The organism is Legionella shakespearei DSM 23087, from assembly GCF_000373765.1.
GTDB lineage: Bacteria > Pseudomonadota > Gammaproteobacteria > Legionellales > Legionellaceae > Legionella > Legionella shakespearei.
Genome location: NZ_KB892388.1, coordinates 43,181 through 65,421 on the forward strand (window position 1 = coordinate 43,181; position 22,241 = coordinate 65,421).

Here is a 22,241-nt window from a genome sequence, read left to right on the forward strand (position 1 = left end):
GGGATATACTTGTTTTTTTCAGCAGAATATTCTCATGTACAATGATTTAACTCTTTATTATTTAAATCAAATAGGCATCCGACCCTGGATGAGTAAGGAACATCATTCTGCTTTGATTCCAGCACAACCTATTGCAGAGCCGAAGGAAAGGCCCAGGTTGTTTATTCTTACCTCGACACGCCATGGGAAAACTGAGTTGCTGTTACGTAAAATGATTCATTGTATTGGTCTCATGGAGGAACAATTGGAACTAATCCAAATTCAGGACTTATCGGAACATTGGCTAAAAAGCGTAACCCCCCGTGCTTTATTATCTTTAGGGGTAGAGCTGCCTGATTTCATTAGCAATGCTTTAGCTAACTGTCCGATAATCCTCAGTTTTTCATTGGAGCATCTTATTGAGTGGCCTGCTGACAAGAAAAAGGTATTGCAAGATCTCTACTCGTTTAAGCAGCATCTTTCTTCCTGTAATGAAACCGACTTATGAGCATAAAAGGATTTACTCTTCTTGAAGTCATGTTTACTTTAATTCTGTTTATTTGCTTGTCTTTGTTTAGCATTAATGCGCTTTCCTTATTCAGGGAAAAAAATGAGAAGCAAATGATCATTGATGAACTTAAAATGGCCATCCAGTATGCCAAATTTCAAGGAATAAATCTTGGCCATACGCTGTATCTGACCCCGCCTAATGCAGAGACAGACTGGTCTAAAGGAATGGAGTTAAAGCAGTTAAATAAAATTACGGGACAAATGGAATTGCTTCATCAGTGGCAATGGCAACATCGCAACTGGAGTCTAAGCTGGTCAGGCGCTAATGCTAATAAAATTCTGATATCCAATAATCCCTCTCATGCCATCAGCAATGGTACGTTTACTTTGACTGATGTAAAGTCTCATCAATCTGTAAAAATACTTTTAAACAGGTTGGGGCGGCTTAAAGTGAAAACAGATTAATTGCTTGTTAGGCAGTGGTTAATTTTGTAAGATGCACCCATCATCTTCATAAATATAATTTATTAATGTTCTTCAATAAACAGCCTCTTTTTTTTGTAGAAACACCCCATTCCGAGTGTTTTAAAGCCTGGGCTGAACATCAACATTCTTTGACTGACAAACTGGTGCAGCTTAAAGGTTCCTCGCAACTGGAGGTGCTTTTTCAAAACTGGATCAAACCAAACTGGTGGGACACCTATTTTCTTCAGATAAATGATGAACTTATCTATCAGCGCGAAATTATCATGCGCCATAAAGACACTGAATATTGGTATGCCAGAACGATTATTCCCGAAACATGTTATGAGGTTGCCCCAACATTTTTTGATCGCTTGAATAGCGAATCAATAAAAAATTTAATTTTTGGTGAAAGCCAGGTGCGTTGTAGCAACAGGATATGTTATCCGGTAGATGAACAATGCCTGGAGTTTTATTGGGCTAAAAAATACCTGCCAGACACAAAGGGTACTCTTTGGTGCAGATTAGCAGAATATCAATTTCAACATAAAGCCTCTTTTTATTTAATAGAGCTTTTATTGCCTGAATTAGGGACGGTAGCGTGATGAAATGGGATGTTTATAAAAGAGTAACGCGTCTTGACAAACCTATAGGTATTTTACTGCTCTGGTATCCAACCGCCTGGGCTTTATGGTTGGCTAACAGGGGGGGACTGTCCTTAAAATTGTTTTCATTATTCTTTATTGGAACGGTGCTGATGCGTTCTGCGGGTTGTGTCATTAATGATATCGCAGATAGGGACATAGACAAGCATGTTTCACGAACTAAATTACGGCCAATCACTTCAAATGAAATCAGCGTAAAAGAAGCCTTTTTCTTGTTAGCAACACTGCTTTTCGCTGCTTTTCTTATCCTGCTTTATCTTCCTTGGGGTTGCTTTTATCTTGCTATAATTGCCCTTGCGGTGATTTTCATCTATCCCTTTTGTAAACGTTTTATCAGTGCGCCGCAAGTTGTTCTTGGGCTTGCCTTTTCTATGGGGATTCCTATGGCTTATGTTGCCTCAGGAACTTCGTTTGATGCAGATATGTGGCTGCTTTGCAGCTTGAATTTTGCCTGGATTGTAGCTTACGACACTATGTATGCCATGGCAGATAAGGAAGATGATTTAAAAATAGGGGTCAAATCAACAGCAATTTATTTTGCTGACTATGATCGTTTGATTATTGGCTTGTTATTGCTTGTTCTCCATGCCTTATGGTTGGCATGGGCCTTAATCAATCAGGTTAATGTACTCTTTTATCCAGTATGGGCTATTGCAAGCTTTGTTTTAATCCATCAGCAAAAGCTGATAAGTCAGCGTATTCCGCAAGATTGCTTTAAAGCATTTATAGTAAGCAATTATTATGGGGCATTCATGTGGTTGGCCGTTGCGCTGGCTACGTCGTCCTGAGCGCGTCTTTTTGCGCTCAGGACGACGTGAATCCGAGTTTGAAATGATTAATACACATCACTGCCATTGTCAGCTACAACACGTGTGTGTCTGCCATAAATAACCAAAATTTTCTGCTTGTTTTTGAGCTTCAGATCTTCCGACTGAACGACAGAGATAATACTGCCCGAATTCAGTTTAATGACGTATTCTACACCATGAGTCTGATTATAGCCGCCATCGATAAAACTGTCCGCTCCCTTGGTATTGGGATTAGGGGCAGTATTTTGGCGATGAAGGTTTACAGGTCTTTTGGATATGATAGTACCTGGAATGACTTTTTTAATTTTGCCAATTTCATTGGCATCATATTCTCCGGGAGGTAAGTCTTTGCTGCAGGCAACCAGAAATAAGCCTAGTAAAGCGACAAAAATGGATTTAAATACGGGTTTCAGGTTCATAGTGATTTAACTCCAATAGTTATTAATTTCATTGCTGAGCCATTCTAACTGACTTTATCAAGATTTTTAATTGATTTTATCTTTTTTATTCACTTCCTACACAATGATGACAAGTAAATAAGGATTCAGGATCATACTTGTGCTTTATTTCCAGTAATCTGTCGTAATTGCGCCCCCATAGAGCAGCTTGCCAGTTGGGTAAAAAGTAATCTGCTTCATTACCGTAAGTACCGGAATTAACACTTAAGCTGCTTATGATCTGCATGGCGCTTTTTGCTTTATCAGCAGCTAGTTTGGCCGCTGCCAAATCAGGTTTATGCCCAGTGATACCGGGATAGGCATATTGCTGTCCTCCAGAGACAATCACCAGCGCTACAGCATCTAGAACAGCAGGATTCATGGCCGTATTCTTCTGACGGGCTCTAGCCTCAGTTGATGCACCGGATAATCCCTTATTAAAATGCAGTGAGAGACGAGTGAGCCGCGATGCATCATATAAAGCTTTAGCCAATCGACCCTGATTTTCTTCCTGAAATAACCGGAATGGCAAATAACCTGACTGATAATGGGTAAGATATATAGAAACCTCTGCTTGATTGCCTGCCCACCAGAACTCACCGGGCGTGGCATTTTTCCTTTGATCCGCAATGATGTCCGCAGGGAGATGTTGCTCCAGATAGGTATAATCCCAGAACGTTCTGGCGGGCAAGACCAGGCTATTGATCTTGACTTGATAGCGTTCTGGATTTCTTTCCAGCCATTTTATGAAGGGGTGCCATAGCGTATCCACTTCTGATTTATTCATTCCTTGAAAAACCAGTGCAAGCTGTAATTCATTTTCGGGGTTTAAAATCACTTGCTCTCCCCAGTGTTCATTGTGAAGTTTCAAGCGATAAAAATTAATAAAATATTGAATTAAATCCTGATAATCCTTATCTGATTTTGCTTTAACTGTTCCTGTGAGTGCTCCGAAGAAGGTGGGTAGGGGATGCGTCTCCAAAGTGATTTTGCTCACTATGCCATAGGTACCTCCTCCGCCTCCTTTCAATGCCCAGTACAGATCCTGATTTTGACAGGTATTCACGGTAAGTATTGTTCCATCAGCAGTAATTAATTCTGCTTCAAGAATACCAGCAGCACCTGTACCAAATTTTTTGGAAAAACTGCCAAACCCACCTCCCTGAATGAAGCCGCCCGCAACACCTACGGAGGTACAGCCACCTCCTTGAACGTATCGTCCATGGTTCACTGTGACTTCTTTATAGGCTTCGAGCCATCGTGTTCCTGCCTCTGCTGTTACCGCATTGACCTTCTTGTGTGCTGGCGGACAGCCTTTCGGGATGAACTTATCGACTGTTTTTACTTTACGCATGGGGTGAGTCCAGATAAGCAGGGAGTCTGGAGCATTTGAGCGGCCCAGATAATCGTGCCCGGTTCCTTTTATTGCTATTTTAATGTGATGTTGTCGTGCGAAGCGTATTGCTGCAGCGATTTCCTCGGCACTTTCAACGGCTACAATGTAAGGACTGACTGCTGAATTCCAGGCGTTGAACCAGCCATTGGACTGCGTACCTCCGGGTTGTGATTCGATAAAAAAAGGGTTTTTCAGTTCTTGTAATGCGATATTACAGGTCTCACTATCGGGTGATTGAATGCAGGCTTGCAGGGGAGATATGCCTTTAATTAAATGCCCGTTAACTTGCTTATCAAGTTCATTCCATTGTGTGGTAGATGGCCAGCAGGATTGAGCCGGTGTGCAATAGCTTTGCTTTAATTGGTGCGCTGAAAGGCTATAGCTGATAATCAGTACCAATCCTGTTATCCCTAATCGTAACAAAGTCATTCTCCCTGACAGGTAAGCACGTCGTCCTGAGCGCGTCTCTTTGCGCTCAGGACGACGTGGCTACAATCACTTACTGTTTAATAACTCACTCAACAAACTGCTGGCACCGATGCGAAACCAATCGGCTGATATTTTTTTACCGAGCATGAGTTCAGCCAAATGAGCGAAATTTCTTGCCTGCTCTGGGCTTTTTACGCCTCCTGATACTTTAAGACCACAAGGACTTTCTTCTGTTGCTGCATCTTTAATGGCGCTTAAAATGGCAAAAACGTCAGGCAAGGTCGCTCCCTGAGCGGTTTTTCCTGTGGAGGTTTTAATAAAATCACAGCCCATAGCAATCAATTCTTTACTGACCTGATAAACACTTTCCATGGTGGTGAAAGCACCTGTTTCCAGAATTATTTTAATAGTGCGCTCTCGTTTCTTGCAGGCTTGAATGATGACATCACTTTGATTGAGTGCATGCTGCCTGTTACCTGTTAAGTAAGATTGATAGGGGAAAACATAATCAATTTCTCTGGCACCTAAGTTAATTGCCTGATCCAGTTCAGCAAGACAGGCTAATAAATCATTATTGCCATGAGGAAAATTAATGACAGTAGCCAAATGTACATGCGACAGTCTTTTGAATGCCGGCAGATGTTCAGGGAAGACACAGACAGCAGCCACATGATTCGTTTGCGCTCTGTCAGCCAGAAGAGCCAGTGCTTCAACAGAAGCATCCGGATCCAGAAGGGTAAGATCAATTGTTGCGATTAATTGATCTTTAGATATAGTCCGTCCACTTTGAGACGAAAGGAGTTGTTGCAATACATCATTGAGATGAATTGTCAGTGTCACGATAATGTCCTGATGTACTCTTTAATTAACGTATTAAGCTTTACCGCAGCTCCAGCAGCCATTTTAACAACGGAATCATGATTATGGCTTGTTTTTGCAAGACCCGTTGCATAATTGGTTATCATAGCAATGACCGCTACTTTTAGTCCACAATGATTCGCTACCAGAACTTCCGGAACAGTCGACATGCCCACTGCATCAGCACCTAAAACTTTAAACGCGCGGATTTCAGCAGCAGTTTCATAATGCGGCCCCAGTACAGAAATGTATACTCCAGTGTTCAGATTAATGGAGTTTTGTTGGGCTATGTCCAGTAAGTCTTTTTGCATTTCAGCATCATAGGCATTGTCCAGTGGATAAAATCTTGGTCCAAAATCATCATCATTAGGGCCTATAAGTGGATTGCTGGGCTGCATATTGATGTGATCAGTAATCATCATCAGTTCACCCGGGCCTACTTCTTCACGCAGTGATCCAGAGGCATTAGTAGCAATAAACTGGCTGCAACCCAGCACTTTCAGCGTTCGCACATAGTTTTTTACGGTATCGTAGTTTTCCAGTCCTTCATAAGTATGTGCACGGCCTTGCAGACATACTACGCCTACACCACCGCAGTAGCCGAGAATTAATTTTCCACCATGACCTTTAACAGTCATTTTGGGAAAGCCTGGCAAGTCTTCATAATCTATAACAACTGGATTTTCTAATTCTTCAGCAAATTGCCCCAAACCAGATCCTAAAACCACGCCAACAGTTGGTTTGAATGATGGGTGTAATTGTTTAATATAATCGGCTGCTAAATAAGCATAGGCTTTTTTTGTTTCAGAATGAGTCATACATAGTTCCAATCAGAGTTTAAAATTAAAGGCCAAGGGTAAAAGTTCATCAACTGTCATGCTGTGGAAGACAGTGTCCTTGTTACATAAATGAATCAGTGTTTCAGAGGTAGAAAATTCATGAATACGCTGCCTGCACGCACCACAAGGAGAGCATAACTGATCATTTCCAGCCAGTACCACCATACTTTTTATCTTTTGCTCACCTGCCGAAATCATAGAACCAATAGCCGATGTTTCAGCACAGCTGGTTAAACCAAAAGAAGCATTTTCCACATTAACACCCGTGTAAAAATGACCTTGCTCAGTATAAATGCAGCATGCGACCGAGAATTTAGAGTAGGGCGCATAAGCATGATTCAATACAGCGTGAGCCTGGGAAATCATTTTTGCAATCATTTTATCCATCATGAATCTCTATATATTGGCGTGCAGAATATACTAAATTATTAAGGTACTACACAAGACGGAATTGATGAAGCGGGCGCATCAAAAACAGTGTGGTCTGACTGTTTATCATCAGTTTTAAAGAGTTCATTACCCTGATGAGGCGCAGGAGCATTTTGTGATTGTGAATTTAAGGCTGGTCCCAAAGACTGTTGCATGTGTTTATAACTATGATCTGCGGGAATACCAGGTTTATGATCGTTAAACGTGCAGTCAAGCCAATAATCTGCGGCAAGAACACCTAATCCAAGGCATATAAGTGCTGATACAGCAATGACAGGAACTATAATGGCCGGAAACAGGAAGCTTAAGCTGACGCTTATGGCAGTAATTAATCCTATAGAGGTCATGGTTATGGCGTAAGATAAATAAGTATCCTGACGGCTATGAGAATATTTAGGGTCATAGTCTGGCGGGTTCTGCAGTTTATGATATTCACCAATAGTCCATATTGTATTACTGACAACGAAAAGCCAGGCTGCAGGAATTGCCAGCACGGGCAACGCAATGGCGCAGGCACTCGTCAAAGTAGCAATAATACCCAGTGTTGCTGCATATAGATATTGTTCTTTAAATTGGGTAAAACCATACCATTCATTTTCCAATGGAGTATGCTCAGGATAGAAATGACTGGATACAAACCACAAACTATAGCCCATAAAATAGCAGGCAAGTGACAGTAAGTTGGTAATAGAAACAACGAGAGGAAAAGGAAAATATTGTATTTTTCCGATTATAAATCCGGATACGAAAAAATAACTGCTCGCACTGCTTATCTTTGAACCATCTCGCACTTAAATTTGTTCCTGTTATTGTTTTATTAGGCATGGTACCTAATTACAGTTCATAAATCCACTGCTCAATCAGGTCGTAACCCGTATTATACGGCTTCGCTAAATCCTGGCACAATCTGTAGCCCGGTCTGCTCGCAGCCGGGATCGGAGTGGCAATGAGCTCATTCCCGTATTACGGCTTCGCCTAATACGGGCTACGGGCTGCAATAAAAATTCCGCTTCCTGACGGTCGCGGCTCGGTTTCCGGTGCACGATGAAGTCAATACGAACGCACGAAAACCGAGCCGCGACCGTCAGGAAGCGGAACAGTTATGTCCTGTATACGGCTTCTCCAAATACGGGTAATGGTCTTCTGCAATTTAATTAAGGCCTATGCTGATATTCAGCATCTGGATCTGAGGGCTGATAGGGTTTTTTGTTTTCTATTGGCGATAATATTTCCCCCGTGCTTGCCCGTTTCTTGGGATTTGCTTTTGAAGGTGATGCTGTAGGGGAGCTGTTTTCATCCTCGCTTATGCTTCTGTTCCTGGATGAAGGAGAGGCTACTTCAGGTTGGGCAAAAAAGCTGAATCGATTTTGCGGAGTCTGTGGCGCTGGTTGATACGAATCGATCAAGGTAACAATATGCTCATGCCCCATGATGTGTGCGATGTCTCTGGGGGTCAACGTGATCTGCCAGTCTTCTTGTTCCTGGATTTTCTCTTCTGCTCTAGCAACAATCTGCGCATCCATTTTTTTTACCAGGTCTTTTAGTGTGCTTACAGTAATGGTAACGGGTGTGTTTGCTTTACCTTGTTCCAATAGCAGTTGAATAATTGACTCGTGTCCCATTCGGGCAGCAACGAAGGCAGGAGTCTCGACGTCTTCTGTTACACTATCAAGATCAACATTTAAAGCGATTAGCTGTCTTAATACTAAAGCATTTCCAGCCTTCGCTGCGACATAGGCAAGGCTTTCTCCATAACCGTTAGATGAATCCATATTGATACCAGATTGATGGATAAGCTGGAGAATAGATTCGGATTGAGCATGTTCAGCAGCAAAATGAGCCTGATAGTGTAAAATACCATGATTGGAAATGAGTGGAATATTAAGCAATTTTTTGAACACTGATACATTATCATTTTTAATTAAAATATTCAAAACAACTTCAATTTGATTACCATCAAGGTTATTCAGAATCTGGAGCCAGGTAGAATCTGTTATGCTTTCAAGATTAATATCCGTTTCCAGGAGCCTGAAAAACATTTTTTTATCATTACTTTTTGAATTAAGGTAAATCAAATCACTGATATTTTGACATACTTCGTTTAAATCAGCTCCATAGTTAACCAGCTCATTGAAGGCTTGAAGACGGCCATGAAGGGCAGCGATATAAACAGGTGTATGACCTTGGTTATCTGTCTTATTTATATCTGCTCCATAGCGATGAAGCCAATTTATGACCTTGATATGCCCATTTTTTGCGGCTATAAAGACCGGGGTTTGCTGAGCATTGTTAGCTTGATTGAAATCTGCTTTCAGAGTTTTTAATGTCCTTATTGAATCGGCTCTGCCTTGTTCTGCTGCAACAAAGGAAGGGGTTGCACCAGATGGTCCTGCTTCGTTTATATCAGCTCCCAACTCCTTGAGGAGCTTAAGCGCTGCACTGTTTCCATTTCGGGCTGCATGGTCTGTTGGTGATAAACCATTTTTATCCCGTTGGGAAATATCAGCCCCTAACTCATGCAAGACACTGATGACGGGAAGTTTGTTCATGTGAATTGCAAGGCCTATCGGAGTATCATCAGCACCATCAAGAACATCCAAATTGACATCCAGAATTTTAAGAACACGGATCATGTCAATATTCCCGGTTCTGACTGCTAGTTCAAGTGGGCTTAATGATGGACCGCTGGCAAACATTGAAAAGAAAAGACCTGTCGATCCGCTTTTTTTATTTAAATCGACTCCTAACTCATGAAGTTTTTCCAACATCGCAGTATCATTGTTATTTATTGCAATACAGGCAGCAGTATCGCCATTTCTATCGGCACGGTTCAAATCAACACCCAGTTCATGTAATGTTTCAATCATTGAGCTATAACCTAATGCTGCTGCTATTTGCACTGGTGATTTACCCTGATGGGTAATTCCATTATGAGACTGTGGAATCGCTCTTTGTAAATCTGCACCGCCCGCATGAAGTGCTATCAAGAGTTCTCTATTTTGGCTGGCAACGGCAATACAAGCAGGTGTATATCCTACGTTGTCCATAATGTTTAAATCAAAGCCCAACTGGCCTAATAGGCGGATGACATTTAGCGCATTGTTTTGACATGCCAGATGAATAACGTGCATGGGTGATAATGGGGAGGGCGCACAAGTTAATAATGCTTTAACTTGATAGGGAATATCATGATTCATTGCCAGAACCAAATAATGATATATCTCCTCGGGTGACAATAAGCCCACCAAGTAGGTGAGTTCATCAAAAGGTATTTGCTGTCTGGTTGCAAAGATATAATGCGACAGCTCACGTAATTGATCTACTCTGCCTGAATTACGAACTGCCAAATAAAGTTGACTTAAAATAACTTCGGGTAATTCAGCGTATCCAAGTAACGTTCCAAACAAGAAACTTTTTATTTCCTCAAATTGACCTTCTTTTAAATACGCTTTAAGTATTGATTCCGGGGTCATTTGTCTGATTAAACGCCATTTTTCTATGGATGTATCAGAGCTGTCTACCAGGAGCAATAAATCCTCCTGAGATAAAACAGTAACAGTGTCATTGCTTGCATCAAAAATATACTCGCCAGTGTCAACGATGCTTTTACAATCAATAATGGCATGTACATCAGTGATATAGCCTGCTTTTTGCATGCTGCTGGCTAAAACTCCTGTAAGAAGAAGATCCCAATTCGGTTTACGCACATAAGTTGCGATATCATCTATATCTTCATCATCATATAACATCATGTATTCCTTCAATCCTGGCTTTTCATGACCAAGAATTTGAAATAAATCAGTAAGATGTTGAAACTCAGGCATTTGAGTTATCGTTTCCTGAAGAGGAGGCAATAATCTCATTACGTGCTGGATTAAGGCAGGTATAGTCATATGATGAGAAACGTAAGCATCAAAAGCCTCCAAGGTATCCACTTCATACGTTGGTGCAAAGAGATCTTCCTGTGAAAGCAGACCATATTTATCTGCAACATAATTAAATAGGGCGTTTGCATAATGAACTTCGTTACCTTCATACTCAACCATGCCGTGTTCGTTGAGGAAAGCAGCTGCTAAATCGAGAATGATATTCTTCTTTGCGTAATGGATCATGGCTGATAATGAGGAAGTGCCGTTAAAATATCCCAAGGCTTGTTCAACATTGACATAAGCACCTGCATAACATAGGCCAGTGGTCAGATTGTTTAGGGCTATTGTATCGATTTGTGTGTGTTTTGAAATGATTGCTAATAATGATTTTTCAAGGGCTTCTTTGGCTGCCTTCAGAGTAATTCTGATGTCAGGTAGTGCAGAATTTTTATTCAGTTCACTGACTCTTTCTTTGTAAACAGCAAATAATTGCAGTGCATTGGGATTTAATTGTTCGATGTATTCCAGCAAAGCAAGTAACTGCGTTTTGCAAATATCGAAATCCTCTTCCAGTTGTTCATAGGTACGAGGCGCGTCCCCATAAATTTCGGTTAATTTGTTGTTTAGTTCGGTGTTTTGAATAGTATCATTTTCACGTTCAAGTACCGTGAAAAATAGTTCGCTTAAATTTGGCATAGAAAAAACCCTTGGACAAAAATTTATTTATTCGAAGAATAGCAGGATCAGTTGACCTTATTGATTTTGTGGTGATATGTTGGGGGGCTTTCTATCTTTCTGCCTATTTTATGTTCTATTGCGCATCATTATACAGCAAAGATCTTAAAAATAAATCATCTGGTATAAATTTGCATATTTTGTTTTTCTATTGTTCTTTTCGGGTGATTGGAAGAATGATTCTAACCAACAAACCACCTTCCTTATTATTTTGAGCGATTATCTCACCCTGATGCAATGCGACAGCCCTTGATGCAATGGCTAAACCTAAACCATAGCCGCCAGTCTTTTTAGTTCTTGATGAGTCAACTCTGTAGAAAGGATTGAAAATAGTCTGTAATTGATTTTCCGGAACTCCGGGGCCATGATCTTTTACCTCAATATAAAGGTGTTTCTTTTCCTCATCGAACCGGGATGAAATAAGCACTAACTGATTTTCAGGAGAGTAGTGGGATGCGTTACGTACTATATTCTCTATGCCACGGTAAATAAGCCGTCTGTCTATCATCAGTTCACAAGGTTCGATTATACCGGCCTGGATTCGTATTGATTCTTTATCAAATTCATAATTGGCATCTTTGATGATTTCAGAAAGTAATTCAGGAATACTTGTTTTTTCCAGTTGCAGATCCGTTGTGGATTTTTCCAGGCGGGCAAAATCCAGTATTTCACCTATGAGCGCATTTAATCTGGAACTTTCAATTTCCATGCGGTTAAATTCTGATTCAGCCAGATTTCCTGTCTTTTTTCTTCCCAGTTCTATTGCAATATTAAGGCGGGCCAGTGGTGAGCGCAGCTCATGAGAGATATCCTGTAATAATCGTTCTTTAGAGTGAACCAGCGTTTCCAATTGCTCAGCCATTCGGTCAAATTCATTGCTTAACTCAGCTATTTCATCCTTGTTATGGCCTCTAAAACGGCCAACACGCGTATTAAGTTTTCCTTTTGCAATCGATTTTGCAGCCATGCCAAGAGAACGTAGCGGTTGCGTCAGGTAAATGGATAATAAATAACAGATAAGGCCACTGATAAACGTAGCGAGAGTTAATCTGATAGTAAGGCCGGCCCAGGGGATTTGAATAAAGAAAGTGATTGGTTTTTCACTAACCGCCACAAGCCTGTAAAAATTTCCGGAAGTGGAGAGAATTTCATGGCTTACAATGAGTTTACCCGATTTAAAGATTCCCTCACTGGGAAGCTGATCTTTCATAAGGCTTGCTGATATTTTTTTTATATCTTCAGGAGCCGCTTTACTGCCAATAATTTCGCCAGTACTGGAAAGCAAATAGATATCCATATGGCGAGAAAGACCAATTTGATCAAACCATTTAAGGAGTGCTGATTGTTGTCCTGATTCAAAAGTCGCCACAGCAGCATTGGCATAACTGTCCATAAAGCTTTCTTCGCGTGCTGGCTGTGATGCTTTTTGGGCAATCTGGCTGGTAACCCAGGCGGTGGTCAGGATGATTAAAATCGTTGCCAGCCAGAATGAAATAAAGATTTTCCAATACAAACTACGCATTAAACATATATCCAAAGCCGCGAACGGTTTTGACTATGGGCTCACCTTGAGGGTTGTCACCGAGTTTATTTCTTAAATTACTGATGTGAACATCAATACTGCGATCATAAGCGGTATATTTTCGGCCTAAAGCGTATTCTGTAAGTTCTTCTTTGGAAAAGGCCTGCCCTGGAGATTTAATCAGCATTTCCAGTATATTAAATTCAGCATTGGTCAATTCCAGATATTTGCCGGCCATGGTCACATGGCGTTTGGAACAATCCACTACTATATTATGCTGTTCCAAAACAGGTTTGGGTGTAGGGATTTTCTGCGTACGTCTCAGTATTGCCCTAAGCCTTGCAACCAGCTCCCTTGGGTTGCACGGTTTTGGCAGATAATCATCAGCGCCTATTTCCAGACCTACGATGCGATCGATATCATCCCCTCGGGCAGTCAGCATTAATACAGGAGTTTCCAGATGTTCTCTAATCGCTTTTAATACTTCAAAGCCATTTAATTTAGGCAGCATTACATCAAGCACTATCGCATCAAATACCTGATTTAATGCTTTTTTTACCCCATTCTCCCCATCATGAACGCAAACAACATCAAAGCCTTCGGGTTCCAGATATTGGGCTAACAAATCGGTGAGTTCGGTATCATCATCTATTATGAGAATAGTGCTATTCATGAATCAGTTATCCTTCATCGCTGGAAATATCATGTTCTGAGCCTCGTTTATCAATACATTCTAACAGTTTTATTCTGCGAGCATCGGCATTTATTATTTTAAATTCAAACGAATCAATGGTAATTATTTCACCACGTTTTGGTAAATAACCAAAATTATTCATTACTATACCGCCAATTGTATCGTATGTCTCGTCACTAAATTCAGCACCTAATTGTTCATTAAAGTCTTCAATTGGAGTATGCGCTTTAATGATATAGCAATGATCATCATGCGCTTTAATATAAGCATCTTCGTCTATATCAAACTCATCTTCAATATCTCCAATTATTTGTTCAATAATATCTTCTATAGTGACGAACCCTGACACCTCACCGTATTCGTCCACTACAATGGCCATATGATTTTTATTGCTGCGAAATTCGCTGAGCAGACTGTCGAGACGGCGACTTTCGGGAACAAAGGTTACCTGCCTGCAAATGTCCAGCAAATCAAAAGCCTCTTCATTGTCCTTTTGATGGCGCAACAAGTCTTTTGCATGCAAAATACCTATGATTTCATTGGTATTTTCACTGGTAACCGGAAACCTGGAATGACCTGTTTGTGTGACGGTATCGATAATATGGCTGTATTCGTCATTGAGTTTGAGATAGACCATCTGATTTTTCGGCAACATGATGTCGCGTACGCGCATTTGTGAGAAAAGAATTGCGCCTTCTATCATGCCCAGTGTTTCTGAGCTAATCAGAGAGCGAATGTGGGCGTCCCTTAATAAATCAACCAGTTCTTCCTGATTTTGCGGTTCTCCCTGGAGAAATTGTTTCAATCGGACTAACCAGGAACCACCTTCTTCCTCTTTATTCAAGTTCATTTCCTTTTGTCTCATAAGGATTAGTATAACCTCTTTCTGCCAGTAATTTTATTTCAAGCGCCTGCATAGCCTGCGCATCTTCATCTTTAATATGATCATAGCCCAATAAATGCAGTACACCATGAATCAGGATTAAAGCCCAGTGTTCCTGAATTGTTTTACCTTGTTCCTTGCTTTCCTCAGCCAGCACTTCAGGACAAATAATGACATCACCCAAAAGAGGGAAATCAAGTTCTACATGATCGGGTACATTGCTGGGAAAGGCGAGCACATTAGTTGTTTTATTCTGCTTTCTGTAGGTTGAATTAAGATGGAGCATTTCTTCTGCATCTACCAGACGAATAGTCAGTTCGGCAGACTTTATCTGATCTCTTAACGCCAGCATGGCAAGATTGCTCATTTCTTCTTCAGTAATGGGTAAGCTGCTTTCTGATGCATTTTGAATATCGATATGATAATTCATTATTTTTTCCCCGCCATTTCATTATCGTAACAGTCTACAATTTTGGAAACCAGAGGATGCCTGACCACCTCACGGCTGCTAAAAGTATGAATGCTTATATCTGGTATATTTTGAAACAGATCCAAAGCATGAGCAAGTCCTGAATCCGTTCCTTTCGGTAAGTCTACTTGAGTGACGTCACCAGTCACTACTGTTTTTGACCCAAAGCCCATGCGCGTCAGGAACATTTTCATTTGCATGACCGTAGTGTTTTGCGCTTCATCAAGAATGATAAAGGATTCATTAAGCGTTCTACCGCGCATGAAGGCCAGGGGTAATACTTCAATGATGTCACTTTGAATCATTTTCTGTGTTTCTTTAAAGCCAATCATTTCGTACAAGGCGTCATAAACTGGTCGCAAATAGGGGAGTACTTTTTCCACCAGATCACCAGGAAGAAACCCAAGCTTCTCTCCCGCCTCAACCGCAGGCCTTACAAAAATAAGCCTTTGCACTTCGCCTTTTTCAAAGCTTTCTATGGCTTTTGATACAGCAAGATAGGTTTTACCAGTGCCAGCAGGACCTACGGCAAAGGTGATGTCGTATTTATCTATAGAATCAAGAAAGGCTGCCTGCTTGTTATTGCGGGCAGAAATGGATTTGCGAGATAATTTTATATGATGAGTCATCGCTTTTTGGTAATCCTCGTTGATTAATCCACGTATGGTGGCGGTTGTGACAGGGTTTTTACATAAAGGGTAAAGCTGTTTTAAGATATCCTTCACCTCAGCAAAATGGTGCGCTGAATGGCCATATAGCTGAATGGTATGATGTTTGATTTTAATCGTCAGTTTAAAGTGTTCTTCAAGAAATGTTAAGTTGCTATGCAGCACGCCACACAGGTTTGCCAGCTCCTGGTTACTAAGGAGAGGTAATTTTACGATTTCGCGGTTCAGTGTACTGCTCAATGGATTTATTTAATTACTAAACATATATTAAGAATATGCAAATCTGTTCGTTTCTGCAAGTTATTGTGTCAATTACTGACAAGATGTATGGACTAAAATTTGGAAGGTTCTGACTTGGAACACTGCCATTAAATTAAGGAATTCCGCCGTCCCGCGGCCTGTCCGCGGGATCCAGGAATCTCACTCCGAACTTAGATCTCTGGATACCGCGGACAAGCCGCGGTACGGTGGAGTAGCGCTTAACTTAACGTGAGTTTCGGATAAGAACGTTGTTTTATCCAGTCGTTACTTCGATGCCGTTCGGGCTGAGGAGAGGCGGTAGCCTCGTCTCGAAGCTTTAGCACCCTGCCAAGGCTTCGAGACAGCGCTATCGCGCTTCCTCAGCCCGAACGGATCGAGGTAAACACTGGATAAAACAACGTTCTTATCCGAAACTCACGTTAACTTAATGGCAGTGCTGACTTGGAGCAGAGTAGAATCGCTAAAATACTATAAATTTATGTACAATTAATGCTATACATCTTGTCCAACAATGATACAATAAGCGCTCATTAACTAAAATCTGTTGTACTCAAATGCCTATCGGATCAAAAGACAAACACCATCGACGTAAAAGTACGGGTAAAGAACATCATCGCGACAACCGGATTGTTCACACTGAGGCGGGACAATTTAAATCAACGTCAAATCATCCTGTGCCTGGTGTTATAAAAATGACAGCGCCAGCTCCAAAGGGAAGGTATGCCATTGCGTCAAGCAGTAATCCGCTGAATGTTAATGTCCCACGATTCTTTCCTCAGCCTGGCGATGGAGGCTTATCAGCCAGTAATCCGGTATCACCAATAAAGCCTCATGCTTCATTTTCACAGGTTTCTGAAAGAAAGGTAAGTGATGATGTGCATTCGTTAACTCTGACCCGTTCTGATGGTTCTAAAAGGACATTCCACATATTGTCTCAGCTCACTCTGACTGACAGGGAAGCTCTGGAAAAAGCCCATCCTGATGTAGCAAAGAAAATTACAGGCAACAATTCTGATGATGCAGATATTGATATACACAGATTAGGACAAGGTACCTTTTCATTTGTTTCTCTTGCCAAAGATGACAGTGGATTATTTTATGCCGTAAGGGCTGTCTTAAATGAAAATGAATTACCAAGACAAATCGCTACTGCTAACGCTGATGGCGAGGCTGCATCAAGCCATACCAAAGTACCTGAAATAAAGCTTAGTGCTTCAGATGACTCTCAGCTTTCTGCTCCACTTATTCCTCTTGTTCCCCGAGGTAAAGTATTGTTAGACACTATGAGTGAAATTGAAGTTCATTCTGTTTTGAAAAGCCATGGATTGGATGATGCGCTCCTTTTGATAAAAGATGCCGTCGTTGTCCAGAATCCTGATGGAATTCAAATTTATCAGTTTCTTCCTCTTGCTGATTTGGGCAATGGCATGGATATTATTAATAAAGCCAGTTATCTCGATGTAAAAGACAGGGAGCAACTTTTTTATTATGTATTTCAGAAATTGATGCCTTCGATGGTAAAAATACATGCAGCTAATACAGCGATTAATGATATAAAACCGGAAAATACCCTGTTCACTCGTGATGCCCAGGTCTCTTTTTCTGATTTTGGTGCTGCTTGTTATCTTGATGATTCAGGTAAATTGAAGGTCACGTCAACATTGAATGATAACCGCTATTTGGCACCTTACAGCGATATGCCAATCAGTCCAGAGCTAACAAGCAAAAACAGGACTCATCGCCTGATTGAACACAATAAACGAGTACTGCACAGAAATCAGCGTTGTGATTTATGGTCTCTAGGTCTGACTCTGCTGCAATTTTGGGAACCGGGCATGGTTGAAGAGTTTTATGATGCTGCTATAAATCGCCGCTATGCTCCGCTTCCAACAGCGACTGCAAGCAAGCCATTAACGCAATTCAGTATGTTTCGCAGAGCGGTTGCTAATGATTATTCAAATCCTGTTCCTGCAATGGTTATCAATACCGATGAAGTCACATCGGAGCCGATTGTGACTTTCCCTTCAGCTGAACAGGTTATTACTATTTATAAAGAAGAACTTCAACACCATATATTCAACTCTCTGGCCTTTAAAAGGCTGCCGCAGAACTTCCAGATGCTGTTCAGATCCATGTTGCGTCTGGATGAAGAAATCAACCTGGAAGAATCTTTATGTGATATGTTATCAATCAATTTGCTTTTCACAAAAGTTGAAGCTGGTGAGGTATCTGAGGCTTTGGATAAAATGCTGAAGTCCAATGGATTGATTGAAGGAGACAGTAGCATCATCTCTCTATTCCATAAACTCCAGTCATTTCCCAACAGACGATTTAACCCTGATTTATTAACTGCAATTAAGGGGCAGATGTTGGATTTATCAGAAAAATTACCTGAAACAGCTCCTGTTTGGCAACTGTTTAAAAGCAGCGCTCCAGCGCGATATATGGATGACGTACTTCCTCTTGTTCTCCAGCTTAAATCATCAAAAGAAAGTAAAGGGGAAACGGATTCAGCCAGCTATAAGTATCTGGCCATTATTGAATATTTATGCCATGGTGAATTACCTTATGAAGGCATCTTCAATAGTTTGTCTGATCTTGTTTCTACTCTTGAACATAAAGACGTGCCTGTTTTTTCATTAACGTAAAATTTATGAGAGCCCTGAAGCAAAATCAGGGCTCTTTGAGCGTTTATTCTTGCATAAACATGTTATAATCCTGTTTTTTATTTATTAAGCATTTATGATAGACCTTCATTGCCATAGTTATTTTTCTGACGGAGCGTTAAGCCCTGCGGAATTAATACAAAAGGCGCAAAATCAACAGCTTCGCTGTTTGTCTCTTACTGACCATGATACTGTCGCCGGCTATGACGAGTTGATGTCTGCTGCGCAAAATACAGAGATTAAAATTATTCATGGTATTGAGCTCAGTGTACGCTGGAAAAAATACGACATTCATATTCTGGGTTATCAAATTGATCATACTCCTGAATTACATGATTTGATTCAACATCAAAACCACAGTCGTATAGAAAGGGCGGAGCAAATTGGAGAGTCCTTGCAAAATGTTGGTGTTGAAAATGCCTATGACAAGGCCTGCGAACTGGCCGGCCATAAACGAGTGGGACGCCCCCATTTTGCACAGGTTTTGGTTAACGAAGGCAAGAGCCGGGATATGCAAGCAGCATTCAAACAGTTTCTGGGGCGAGGTAAATGTGGCTATATACCTACACCCTGGATTAGTATTCGGGAAGCTGTAGAGGGAATTGTAAAATCCCATGGCCAGGCAGTAATTGCTCATCCACTTAAATATGGATTGACGCGTTCCAAATTGCATGAGTTAATCAATGAGTTTAAGGATGCTGGAGGGACGGGAATAGAGGTTGTTTCAGGTGAAATGAATATCACTCAAATCAGGGAAATGGCAGCAACAAGTGTGCGTTTTAATTTGCTCGCCTCTTCCGGTTCAGATTATCATAGTGATACTGCGTCACGGATAAACCTTGGACGTCAACAACAACTACCAGTAAACTGTACGCCTATTTGGCATGAATGGAACATTTAACAGGGGACTTTATGAGTCAGTTTTTTGCATTACATCCTGATAATCCACAAGCTCGCTTGGTGAGAAAAGCTGTATCCATAATTGAGGAAGGTGGATTAATCGTCTATCCAACCGATTCAGGCTATGCGCTTGGTTGCAGCCTGGGTAATAAATCGGCTTTGGAACGTATCAGAAAACTAAGGCAATTGGATAAAAACCATAATATGACGCTGGTTTGTCGCGATTTATCGCAACTGGGAACTTATGCAAAGGTAACTAACCCTATCTTCAGATTGTTGAAAGCATTTACGCCAGGATCTTATACCTTCATTCTGAATGCAACACAGGAAGTGCCGCGATTAATGCTGCATCCCAAAAGAAAGACTTTAGGGCTACGAGTTCCGGATAATACGATTACTTTATCCATACTGGAAAGTCTTGAGGCTCCTCTGATGAGTACGACTTTAATCCTGCCAGGGGCAAAAGCTCCCTTAAGTGAGCCTGAAGCGATAAAAGATTTATTAGGCAACCAGACCGATTTAATCATTGATGGTGGTAATTGTGGCCATGAACCTACTACTGTAGTGGATCTAACCGGAGATTATCCTGTCATTTTAAGAGAGGGAAAAGGCGACCCAGAGCCTTTCAGATAATAAGAACAGCCTGAATGGCACGTACTTAAGATATTTTGTAGACCGAGCCACGAATCGAGTTAAAAAACCTTAAGAGAGTGCCATTCAGCACAGACTTTAACAACTATAAGAGGATATTGATGTCAGCATTATTTACTTCCAATAAACGAGTCGTTTCTGGAATGCGTGTCAGTGGAAGATTACATCTTGGACATTACCATGGTGTATTAAAAAACTGGATTAAATTACAACATCAATATGATTGCTTCTTTTTCGCCGCAGATTGGCATGGCTTGACTACCCAGTACGAACATTCAGGCTCAATTGAAAAACATCTCTGGGATATGATCATTGACTGGTTGGCTTGTGGGGTAAATCCAGGTCTGTCAAAAATATTTATTCAGTCCTGGGTGCCTGAGCATGCGGAACTGCATTTACTGCTGTCTATGATTACGCCACTCGGCTGGCTGGAGCGCGTACCTACTTATAAAGATCAGCAAGAAAAACTCAAAGAGAAAGATTTAGCCACCTATGGTTTTCTCGGCTATCCCTTATTACAAAGTGCTGATGTCCTGCTCTACCATGCTGATTACGTCCCTGTGGGGGAAGATCAGGTTGCCCATATCGAACTGACGCGAGAAATTGCACGTCGTTTCAATCATCTTTACGGCAAAGAACCCAATTTCGAAGAGTTGGCTCATGACGCGATTAAGAAAATGGGTAAAAAGAACGGCAAAATGTACAGTGAACTGCGACGTCAGTATCAGGAAAATGGCGTTCATGAAGCGATAAAAACTGCTCAGGCATTGCTGGAAGATCAATCAAACCTTTCTATTGGTGATAAAGAACGTTTGTTAGGTTATCTGGATGGCAGCGGTAAAATCATTTTACCAGAGCCTCAACCTTTATTGACCGAAACCTCAAAAATGCCGGGCACTGATGGACAAAAAATGTCCAAATCCTATCATAATACTATTATGCTACGAGAAGAGCCTGCGCAGGTTGAAAAGAAAATATTGACTATGCCTACTGATCCGGCACGCATCAAAAGAACTGACCCCGGTGATCCGGAAAAATGCCCTGTCTGGCAATTCCATAAAATCTATTCCAAAGATGATGTTAAAGATTGGGTACAAAAAGGATGCACAACCGCAGGTATAGGCTGTGTAGATTGCAAGCGTCCTATTGTTGATGCAATCAATCTGGAATTAAAACCGATACAGGAAGCTATTGCTGATTACGAAACAGATCTGGGATCTGTAAAACGAATTGTGTCGGAAGGCAGTGAAGCTGCCCGTGAAGAAGGAATCAAAACGCTAAACACAGTCAGGGAAGTCATGGGATTAGATTATTGATGGAAGCTGAGTTAGAAAGCAAACCTGAGATAAGGGCTATCGTTGATGGTAAAGAACTTACTCAGGTTCCTGATGATTTATTCATACCGCCTGATGCTTTAGAGGTTCTGCTGGATTCTTTCAGCGGACCTCTGGATCTCCTGTTATATCTTATCAGAAAGCAAAATATTGATATTCTGGACATTCCCATGGTGAGTATCACCAAACAATATCTGCAATACATCCAGCTCATGGAGTGCAGACGCCTGGAGTTAGCCGCAGATTATTTGCTGATGGCCGCCATGCTTGCAGAAATCAAATCAAGATTGCTTTTGCCTCCAGCACCGAATTCTGAAGAGGAAGATGAGGAAGATCCCAGAATGGCGTTGGTTAGACGATTGCAGGCCTATGAGCAAATTAAAATAGCAGCAGAAATGCTGGATGCGCTGCCAAGAAGAGATAGAGATCACTTTACTGTTCAGGTTAATCCTGATGAAATTGAAACCATAAAAGTACATCCTGACGTAGAGTTGGCTGACTTGATTGATGCTATGGGGGGATTATTGAAAAGGGAAGAGCACATGACCCATCATCAGATTTCCAGAGAAGTAATGTCGGTACGTGAGCGTATGAGCATTGTTTTACTTCAACTGCAAGAGCATAAAGTGGTAGAATTCAGCCAATTATTTACCTTTGAAGAAGGGCGGATGGGTTTGGTTGTCAGTTTATTGGCTATACTTGAACTGGCAAGGCAATCTTTAATCGTTATTACCCAAAATCAGGCTTTTTCGCCGATTCATCTTCAGGCTGCATAA

The 22,241-nt window shown here is 41.2% G+C and carries 21 protein-coding genes; 9 read left to right on the forward strand and 12 right to left on the reverse strand.

Going from position 1 to position 22,241, the window contains the following annotated elements; translation table 11 throughout:
• The first annotated feature begins 34 nt into the window (after positions 1-34).
• The 4 genes from B094_RS0104400 (at position 35) to ubiA (ending at position 2,404) form a co-directional block, all read left to right on the forward strand.
• Entirely contained in the window at positions 35-487 is a 453-nt protein-coding gene (locus tag B094_RS0104400; protein ID WP_018576589.1) for a DNA polymerase III subunit psi, read from the forward strand.
• Positions 484-954 carry a GspH/FimT family pseudopilin gene (locus B094_RS0104405; protein WP_018576590.1) on the forward strand — a complete coding sequence of 157 codons (471 nt, stop codon included), beginning with the start codon at positions 484-486 and terminating at the stop codon, positions 952-954. The genes B094_RS0104400 and B094_RS0104405 overlap by 4 nt, the downstream gene beginning before the upstream one ends.
• 65 nt (positions 955-1,019) lie before the next feature.
• Positions 1,020-1,556 (forward strand): chorismate--pyruvate lyase family protein, encoded by a 537-nt coding sequence (locus B094_RS0104410; RefSeq protein WP_018576591.1) that lies wholly within the window; start codon positions 1,020-1,022, stop codon positions 1,554-1,556.
• Positions 1,553-2,404 (forward strand): 4-hydroxybenzoate octaprenyltransferase, encoded by an 852-nt coding sequence (gene ubiA, locus B094_RS0104415; protein WP_026253877.1) that lies wholly within the window; start codon positions 1,553-1,555, stop codon positions 2,402-2,404. The genes B094_RS0104410 and ubiA overlap by 4 nt, the downstream gene beginning before the upstream one ends.
• 47 nt (positions 2,405-2,451) lie before the next feature.
• Here ubiA and B094_RS0104420 read toward each other — a convergent pair whose 3' ends face one another.
• The 12 genes from B094_RS0104420 to B094_RS0104475 form a co-directional block, all read right to left on the reverse strand.
• A complete protein-coding gene (locus tag B094_RS0104420; protein WP_018576593.1) occupies positions 2,452-2,844 on the reverse strand; it encodes a hypothetical protein in 393 nt (130 codons plus the stop codon).
• A gap of 85 nt (positions 2,845-2,929) precedes the next feature.
• Positions 2,930-4,687 (reverse strand): FAD-dependent oxidoreductase, encoded by a 1,758-nt coding sequence (locus B094_RS0104425; protein ID WP_018576594.1) that lies wholly within the window; start codon positions 4,685-4,687, stop codon positions 2,930-2,932.
• Positions 4,688-4,753: 66 nt separating this feature from the next.
• Complete coding sequence (gene deoC, locus B094_RS0104430; protein ID WP_018576595.1) at positions 4,754-5,527, reverse strand: deoxyribose-phosphate aldolase; 774 nt, start codon at positions 5,525-5,527, stop codon at positions 4,754-4,756.
• A complete protein-coding gene (locus tag B094_RS0104435; RefSeq protein WP_018576596.1) occupies positions 5,524-6,363 on the reverse strand; it encodes a purine-nucleoside phosphorylase in 840 nt (279 codons plus the stop codon). Before B094_RS0104435 ends, deoC begins: the two co-directional genes overlap by 4 nt.
• Positions 6,364-6,375: 12 nt before the next feature.
• Positions 6,376-6,771 (reverse strand): cytidine deaminase, encoded by a 396-nt coding sequence (cdd, locus tag B094_RS0104440; RefSeq protein WP_018576597.1) that lies wholly within the window; start codon positions 6,769-6,771, stop codon positions 6,376-6,378.
• Positions 6,772-6,812: 41 nt separating this feature from the next.
• Positions 6,813-7,604 carry a hypothetical protein gene (locus tag B094_RS0104445; protein ID WP_018576598.1) on the reverse strand — a complete coding sequence of 264 codons (792 nt, stop codon included), beginning with the start codon at positions 7,602-7,604 and terminating at the stop codon, positions 6,813-6,815.
• A 363-nt stretch (positions 7,605-7,967) separates the two neighbouring features.
• Positions 7,968-11,378, reverse strand: a complete 3,411-nt coding sequence (locus B094_RS0104450) for an ankyrin repeat domain-containing protein (protein WP_018576599.1) — start codon at positions 11,376-11,378, stop codon at positions 7,968-7,970.
• Positions 11,379-11,565: 187 nt separating this feature from the next.
• On the reverse strand, positions 11,566-12,939 hold the full coding sequence (cpxA, locus tag B094_RS0104455; RefSeq protein WP_018576600.1) for a two-component system sensor histidine kinase CpxA: 1,374 nt from the start codon (positions 12,937-12,939) through the stop codon (positions 11,566-11,568).
• A complete protein-coding gene (cpxR, locus tag B094_RS0104460) occupies positions 12,932-13,612 on the reverse strand; it encodes a two-component system response regulator CpxR (protein ID WP_018576601.1) in 681 nt (226 codons plus the stop codon). Before cpxR ends, cpxA begins: the two co-directional genes overlap by 8 nt.
• A 7-nt stretch (positions 13,613-13,619) precedes the next feature.
• Positions 13,620-14,498 carry a CorC family transporter gene (locus tag B094_RS0104465; protein WP_193392327.1) on the reverse strand — a complete coding sequence of 293 codons (879 nt, stop codon included), beginning with the start codon at positions 14,496-14,498 and terminating at the stop codon, positions 13,620-13,622.
• Positions 14,470-14,946, reverse strand: coding sequence for an rRNA maturation RNase YbeY (gene ybeY, locus B094_RS0104470; protein ID WP_018576603.1), 477 nt, complete (start codon positions 14,944-14,946; stop codon positions 14,470-14,472). The genes B094_RS0104465 and ybeY overlap by 29 nt, the downstream gene beginning before the upstream one ends.
• The gene (locus B094_RS0104475) at positions 14,946-15,893 is read right to left on the reverse strand and encodes a PhoH family protein (RefSeq protein ID WP_026253879.1); all 948 of its coding nucleotides are present in this window, start codon (positions 15,891-15,893) and stop codon (positions 14,946-14,948) included. Before B094_RS0104475 ends, ybeY begins: the two co-directional genes overlap by 1 nt.
• Positions 15,894-16,468: 575 nt before the next feature.
• On the opposite strand from B094_RS0104475, the gene B094_RS0104480 reads away from it, so the two are divergent.
• The 5 genes from B094_RS0104480 to B094_RS0104500 all read left to right on the forward strand — a co-directional run bounded on the left by B094_RS0104480 (position 16,469) and on the right by B094_RS0104500 (position 22,241).
• Complete coding sequence (locus B094_RS0104480; RefSeq protein ID WP_081621029.1) at positions 16,469-18,562, forward strand: protein kinase family protein; 2,094 nt, start codon at positions 16,469-16,471, stop codon at positions 18,560-18,562.
• A gap of 94 nt (positions 18,563-18,656) precedes the next feature.
• Positions 18,657-19,481, forward strand: a complete 825-nt coding sequence (locus tag B094_RS0104485) for a PHP domain-containing protein (RefSeq protein ID WP_018576606.1) — start codon at positions 18,657-18,659, stop codon at positions 19,479-19,481.
• An 11-nt stretch (positions 19,482-19,492) separates the two neighbouring features.
• Positions 19,493-20,113, forward strand: coding sequence for an L-threonylcarbamoyladenylate synthase (locus tag B094_RS0104490; RefSeq protein ID WP_018576607.1), 621 nt, complete (start codon positions 19,493-19,495; stop codon positions 20,111-20,113).
• A gap of 119 nt (positions 20,114-20,232) precedes the next feature.
• Positions 20,233-21,447 (forward strand): tryptophan--tRNA ligase, encoded by a 1,215-nt coding sequence (locus B094_RS0104495; RefSeq protein ID WP_018576608.1) that lies wholly within the window; start codon positions 20,233-20,235, stop codon positions 21,445-21,447.
• Positions 21,447-22,241, forward strand: coding sequence for a segregation and condensation protein A (locus B094_RS0104500; protein ID WP_018576609.1), 795 nt, complete (start codon positions 21,447-21,449; stop codon positions 22,239-22,241). The genes B094_RS0104495 and B094_RS0104500 overlap by 1 nt, the downstream gene beginning before the upstream one ends.